The organism is Nocardia sp. NPDC057455, assembly GCF_042802775.1.
Lineage (GTDB): Bacteria > Actinomycetota > Actinomycetes > Mycobacteriales > Mycobacteriaceae > Nocardia.
This window is the reverse complement of record NZ_JBHVDM010000088.1, coordinates 22,185-28,184: the sequence shown is the minus strand read 5'-3', so window position 1 is coordinate 28,184 and position 6,000 is coordinate 22,185. Positions and strand designations below refer to the sequence as shown.

Here is a 6,000-nt window from a genome sequence, read left to right as displayed (position 1 = left end):
GGGAACATGCTCGGTCTCGCTTCGCTCGGAACCGGGAGTTGCGGTGCGCTGGGCGCGTCGGTGATCGAACTCCGGATACCTGACTCACGCAGGATCGGTTGCTCGAATCCGGCACGTCCAGTTCCTACCGGGACCATACGGACCGGAAGCCGGACCCGCGAACGGCGCGCGCTCGTTCTCGCTTCGCTCGGATGACGTGGTTGCGGGCGGCTGCGCGCGTTGGTGTTCGACTACGGCATGGGCGTGCGGGCGGCGATCTGAAGCGGAGGAATTCGCGCGATTGCCATACGCGCATTCGAACTGAGTTTCGACACGCAGAGAGCGTCGATAAAAGCGCCGCTCATCCGGATATTCGGGCCTGATCGTGGATTTCACCTGTTCGGCGTGTCGTCTTCGACTCGGAGACCATCACATTGACCACGAGCAGAGGTCGGTTTAGTCTCACTCCGATCACACATATGTTCGAGCACTCATGTCTCCACCACCCGACATGACACCTGCTCTTGGGAAGGCTCGCGATGCCCGACGAACCCGCGAACGGTAGTTCCGAGATTGCCGCGCTGGCACAGCAAGTCGAGACCGCGCGCGGCAAATTGCCCCTGCAGCTCGATCCCGCACTGCTGGAAGTGCTGTCCGAACGCGAGATCACCGCGGAGCGCGAACTCGCGGAATGGATTCGCGCGCAGCGGCGCAAGCAGCGGCGCCGGGAAATCGAGGCGGAGCTGGCCGTCGAGCAGCGCGATCGGAAGTCGGCGGTGGTATTGCGCCGCTCGGAGGAAGCCGACGCCCGCTGGCACCGGCGCGCGCTGGCGGCACGGCGGCGCGCCTCCAGCGAGGACGCGCGCTTGGCGCAGCTCTACCGGCGGGCGGAGTGGTCGTCGCGGGCCTTGATCGCCGTCGTCGTGCTCGGCATGGTGTGGGCCGGGGTCAACGTGCAGCACAATCTGGTGCCCAGCGGTGACATGTCCGATCCGCTGTATTGGTTGAGCTACGGCATCGAGGCGATGATCTCGATCCCGATCATCACCATCATGGTCGCGGCGACGACCGCGGCGCGGTGGGGCCGCGAGCTGGCGCGCGGTAAGGTGATCTTCTTCGAGGCGGCGCTGCTCGGCACGACCGTCGCGCTCAACACCGGTCCGCATCTCGCCGCGGGCGATCTCGGCCGCGCCGCCGAATACGCGATCGCTCCGGTGATGGTCGGCGTCGTGATCTGGCTGCACGCCTGGGTGGCCGCGCGGTACGCGGTGCTGATCGACGGTGCGCCGGTGATCGAGCGCGATCGGCAGACGATCCGCGTCGACGCGCAACGAACTCCCGGCACGCCGGAGGCCGGTGGATTCCACACCCTCGGACAAGCAGCGAACAGCGGCCGATTTCCTCGTGAAGGCGAGGCTTACGCCGCACGTGTGACCGATGGCCGCGAGGCGAGTTCCGGAACGCGTGGTCATCTGGACGGCGTCCATCATTCCGAACATGAAACCACCGCCCACCGCACCGTCCCGACCGCAACGACCGACACTCGTCCCGCAGCCCGGCTCGACGAGTGCAGCGCGGCAGCGGCGACCATGCCGGGGCCGGCGCGGATCGACCACGGGAAGTCGTCGCCCAACGGTCACGCGGTCGGATCGCCGATCAACGGTCACCCCGTCACGATCGACCGCACCCCATCCGCGACTGCGGACCCTGGGATCGGCGAAGTGCGCGAGCACTCCACCACCTCGGGTCCCGCCGACAAGCGCGTCAACGGCCACGCAGGCGAACCCGATCCCGCATTCCCGCACGCTTCGAACGGCCACCCCGTCGAAACCATTGTCAACGGACACACCCACGGCCTGACCGTGAACGGCCATACCCTCCTGTCGATCGACGGCAAGACCAACCGGGCGGCTGCCAACGGAAACGCCTACCCGCACATCAACGGAAACACGGCACACCCGGCCATCAACGGCCACACTGTCGAAATCCCGGACGCCGGCGCCGTGCAGCCCTCGCGGGTCGATGAGAAGACCGCCCGCCCCAGCACCAACGGTCACGCCGCCGAGATGCCGAACGGCATCCAAGCGCACGCCCTCCCGGTCGAGGGGCACACCGCTCCCGGAGACCACCCGGACACCCTCGCTGTCGAGGAAAACCCGAATCAGCCGGTTGCCGGCTCCGAAGTGGCGATTCCCGCACCGCACGCGATTTCGCCTACAGCCCAACATGTGCCGGAGATCCGCGCGGACGATCACCGGACTCGACCGGGCAGAACCGAAGCGGCACAGCCTTCCCCTGCCGAATTCGAGCAGGGAACGCCGAGACCAGACGAAGCGCCCGGCTCCGAGACGCCACAGCCGCGTCTCGAGTTCGCACAATCCGCGGCACAGCAATTTTCGCTCGCCGACCTGAACGACGGCCTCGAATTCGATGAGCGGTCATCGACATCGGCGAACAGCGCGGCATCTGCGCATGCTCCTGCCACTCGAGGCGAACGCCCGGTCGATCGCGTGCATCGCGGAGACGACGCCGCCCGGCGTCCGGGCTCCACCGACCCCAAGCGCACCCCGTCCCCCGCGACCGCCGACACTGCCGCACAGGTGCACCCGACCGCCACCGCCCCGCGCGCGGCGAAACGCGGGAAGTCGGTGTCCGCTGAGCAGAACGACCGCTCCGCCGACGCGGAGAGCGAACAACTGGCCCTCGAGGAAGCTCCCGAACTGCCGCACCCCCGCGTCGACCCGATGCCGATTGTCGAGGATAACGACGAGGACGACGAATTCCCCACCGAACCGGACGAAGCCGACACCGACGACGACGAGATCTCCGCGATCGCACGGGCGATCACCGGTCGCCGCCTCTCCAGCCTCCCGATCGAGGAGGTCAGAGAGATCCTGACGCTCGCCGATCAGGGCGGCTCGACCCCGGCCATCGCCAATGAACTCGGTCTCGCCCGCTCCGCGGTCACCCGCGTCCTGGACTCGGCGATCAAAGTGCACCGCCCCTACGCGACCATCGGCTGAGCGCCGACGGCTCCGAAGAGCTTCGAGACGTGCATCGCAAGCGGAAGGCAGCCGCCCGGTCACACGCCGAGTGTTCTGTGTGGCGGTGCCCGGGAAGGTCTCGACCGCACGCGCGGAGTTTCCCGCGACCGGTGACCGTCCATGCACGAGACGCGTTCCTCGCACGAAAAGCTGTGCACCCGGTTTGATCCGGGTGCACAGCTCTATTCCGGTCTACTCATCCGTGGACGCAGGTGGTGAACGCCCCGTTCCCGGTCAGTTCCCACCGATCGAAGTGCCGACGACCTCGCGAGACTCCGGTCCCGGCCCTTCGGGCTTCTGGTCACCGTGCCCCGGCCACCACGCCTTGTGACCGATGAGCGCCGTGAGCGCGGGCGTGAAGAACATCGCCATGACGAAGGCCGCGATCGCGATGCCCACCGAGATGGCGAAGCCCATCTGCGCGAGAACGTTGTTGCCCGCCAACATCATCGACGCGAATGTTCCCGCCAGAATCACGCCGGCCGCCGCGATGGTCGGTCCGGTGTGCCGCAGGGCCAGCGCCGCGGCTTGTTTCGGTTCGTTGCCCTCGCGGGCTTCTTCCCGCAGCCGGGCGACCATGAGGATGTTGTAGTCGGTGCCCAGCGCGACCACGAACAGGTACATGATCACCGGCAGCGTGAAGATCAAGCCGGTCTCACCCCGGAAGTGCTGGAACACCAGCACCGCGGCGCCGAGGGTGGCGGCGAACCCGAGAAACACCGAAGCCATCAGGTACCACGGCGCGACCAGACTGCGCAGCAACAATCCCAGCACGATCATGATCAGGATGCCCGCCACGGGGAAGACGATGGCGTAATCCCGCGCCATCGCGTCCTGGAAGTCGACGAACACCGACGTCATACCACCGACCGCGGCGGTCGTGCCCGCGGGCGCCGCCGAGTGCGCGGTGTTGCGCAGCGGCCCCTTGACGGTGTCCAGCGCGGCATCCGACTCCGGCGCGGCATCCAGCGTCACCGCGAAGTCGGCGATCGTCTTGTCCGCGGACAATTTCGGCTCGGCCACCTGTCCCACACCGGGCACACCGGCCAGCGCGTTGCGGTAGGCGGTGAGCTGATCGGCGGCCAGCGCACCGTCGGACCGCAACAGGACATCGGAAGGCTGGGTGGTCCCGGCGGGCAACCCCTTGACCAATTCCTTGCTGTAGACGACGGATTCCGACGCCTCCGAAGTCGATCCGGAGCTGAGATCGAACGTCGGGTGGAAGCCGAAGGCGAAGATCCCCAGCACCACCAGCACACCGCCGGAGGCTACGGCGAACACACCGGGCCGACGACCGAGCGCATTGCCTGCCGCGGTGAAGCGCGCGCCCTTCGGTTCGGTGCGCCATGCCTTGGACGGCCAGAACACCTTGGTGCCCAGCAGTGAGACCACCGCGGGAACCAGCGTCAGCCCTGCCGCCAGCGCGACCGCCACCGCGATCGCCAGTGCCGGGCCCATGGCGCGGAACATGCCGAGCGTGGACAGCACCAGCGCCATGAACGCGATGATCACCGCGCCCGCCGCGGACGTGATCGCCTCACCCACCCGGGTGACGGCGCTGACCATGGCGATCTTCGAATCCTCGCCTGCACGCAGCCGTTCGCGGTAGCGGAACATCAGGAACAGGATGTAGTCGGTGCCCACACCGAACAGTACGACCACCAGGATGGCACTGATCGATGCGTCGATCTCCAAGTCGAAGGCCTTGGCCACCATGGCGATCAATCCATTGACCATGCTGGAGATCGTGCCGATCACGACAATCGGCAGCAACGCGATCACCGGGCTGCGGAAGATGATCAGCAACAGCACCAGGATGAGCACGACGGTGGCGATGCCGATGATGGCCATGCCCTTGTCGCCGGATTCCCGCTGATCCAGCACCTGCGCCGCCTGGCCGGTGATGCCCGCCTTCAGCTCGGTTCCTTCGACGCGCTCCTTCAGCTGCGCTCGCAGCGCCTTGACCGCGTCGCCTTGGGTGGTGTCGTTCGGATTCGTCACCTTCGTCATCTGCACCGCGATGATCTGGATCAGGCGGTTGTCCGACGGCGGCGTCGGTTGCATGCCGATGACGTCCTTGATCTGCGCGTCGCGTAGGCCATTGCCGATCGACACGACCGAAGCCGAGTCCGCGTCGGTCAACGGCGTGCCGTCCTCGCGGGCGAACACGATGATCGCCGCGGGAGCAGAGCTGTCCGGGAACGCCCTCTGCTGTAATTCCAATGCCTGAATGGACTCGTAATGCGAAGGCAGGAAAGCGGATTGGTCGGTGGTTGATTTCAGTTCCGGCGCCGCGGCCACCACCGCGATGGTGAGCAGCAGCCACAGGCCGATCACCTTCCACGGATTGTGGACGACCACGGCCCCCAGTCGTGCGAACATCTGCGAAGTAATCCTTTCCGGATTCGCCGAAAGCGGCGGTGTCTCAGATCTGAAGGTCTTGCGAGGTCGGGTTCTCAGCGATATCGACGACCGTCCGGTACATGCGCTCCGGAATCCGGCCCTCCAATTCGGCGGGCGAGTCCACGATCTCCACCGTGTAGTCACCCCATTCGCGCTCGGCGCTGCCGACCCCCAGCAGCTCGCGCCAATTCTTCCACTCGGTCCAGTCGATCGCGCCGAACATTTCGCGCCAGTTCGATTCCTGCCGGTGCACCACGAACTTGCCTTTACGGCTCAGGTAGACCCGCACCACGTTCATCCCGGCTTTGTCGTACTCCCGCGACTCGCCGAGCAGCCTGCCGACGAACCGCTGCCTGCGCCCGCCGCCCGGACCCACTCGCAACACGATCTCACGGAGGTCGTCCGGCTCGGTGGGCGCTTTCACGACGGTGACGCCGGATGCCCGCTCCTCCACGGTGCAGGCCGCGCTCGGGTCGTTCGGATCGGTCGTCATGATTTCCCCGTTTCATAGATCAGTGCGCATTCAGGCATGCGTCTACCGCCAACCGGCCCGTTCCGAATCCGCCTCTGCGAG

3 protein-coding genes are annotated in these 6,000 nt (G+C 66.7%); 1 reads left to right on the top strand and 2 read right to left on the bottom strand.

Annotated elements, in window-relative coordinates; all coding sequences use genetic code 11:
• Positions 1 to 518 precede the first annotated feature (518 nt).
• Positions 519 to 3,002 carry a hypothetical protein gene (locus ACFU5M_RS27515; RefSeq protein ID WP_379053786.1) on the top strand — a complete coding sequence of 828 codons (2,484 nt, stop codon included), beginning with the start codon at positions 519 to 521 and terminating at the stop codon, positions 3,000 to 3,002.
• 255 nt (positions 3,003 to 3,257) lie between these two features.
• Here ACFU5M_RS27515 and ACFU5M_RS27510 read toward each other — a convergent pair whose 3' ends face one another.
• Positions 3,258 to 5,405, bottom strand: a complete 2,148-nt coding sequence (locus ACFU5M_RS27510) for an MMPL family transporter (protein WP_379053784.1) — start codon at positions 5,403 to 5,405, stop codon at positions 3,258 to 3,260.
• Positions 5,406 to 5,448: 43 nt separating this feature from the next.
• Positions 5,449 to 5,919 carry an EXLDI protein gene (locus ACFU5M_RS27505; RefSeq protein ID WP_379053783.1) on the bottom strand — a complete coding sequence of 157 codons (471 nt, stop codon included), beginning with the start codon at positions 5,917 to 5,919 and terminating at the stop codon, positions 5,449 to 5,451.
• Positions 5,920 to 6,000: the final 81 nt, after the last annotated feature.